Here is an 854-nt window from a genome sequence, read left to right on the forward strand (position 1 = left end):
CCACCAGACGGCGGCGGTCCCGGGGCCCGGGGTCGGGGTGCCGGCGCGCTCGTCCGGCGCCGGGGCGGTGCCGATCACGGGGTCGGGGCCCGTCCTCGGCTCCAGCCGGGGGACGTGGGTGCCGGAGGCGGTCGCCCACAGGTCGTCGTAGTGCTCGCCGGGGTGGCCCGGGGGCCGTCCCCGGGCCTCCAGGAAGACGGGCGGCCCGGTGCCGGGCCGACCCCGCAGATGGTGGTCGAACCAGCGCTCCGCGCTCGCCCGCAGCGTCTTCGTGGCGTGGTCGTCCCGCCGGTACTCCAGGCGCTTGGCCGTGCGGAGGCGGCTGAAGTACCGCCCGTTCCGGTCGGGGGACTCCAGCGTCCCGGACCAGGTGTCGGCCAGCAGGACGGCGGGGGCGTGGGCGTTGAGCCCCTCCAGGCGGTTCATCGGTGAACGGGCGCGGGCGAACGCGCGGAAGGCGGGCGTGGGGTCGGGGTGCTCCGCGTACTCCCGCAGGGCGCGGCGGACCTCCGGGTCCGGCCGGACCGCGCCGGGCCGGGCGGCGGCGTGGAACAGGGGGTGGGCGCGTCGCCGGGTGCCGCCGCCGTAGAGCCCGTCGAGGAGGTCCACCCAGCCCCCGAGGGCGGCCACCGCCCGTACCCGCCGGTCCGCGGAGGCGGCCAGCAGTCCGATGCCGGCCCCGTACGCCGTGCCGCACAGGCCGACCCGGTGCGCGTCGGCGGGGGTGTGGGCGAGCGCCCAGGAGATCACCGAGGAGGCGTCGGCGACGTACTCCGGGCCGGCCATGCCGAAGGCGCCGCCCGAGCCGGGCAGGCCGCGCGGCCGGTAGCCGACGACGACGTACCCGGCGGCGG

Annotated in this window: 1 protein-coding gene; it reads right to left on the bottom strand. The window is 79.4% G+C overall.

Going from position 1 to position 854, the window contains the following annotated elements; translation table 11 throughout:
* The coding region (locus tag K6I33_RS35370) for a CocE/NonD family hydrolase (protein ID WP_229358878.1) at nucleotides 1-854 on the bottom strand (854 nt) is incomplete at both ends.

The organism is Streptomyces sp. UNOB3_S3 (genome assembly GCF_020740895.1).
Classification (GTDB): domain Bacteria; phylum Actinomycetota; class Actinomycetes; order Streptomycetales; family Streptomycetaceae; genus Streptomyces.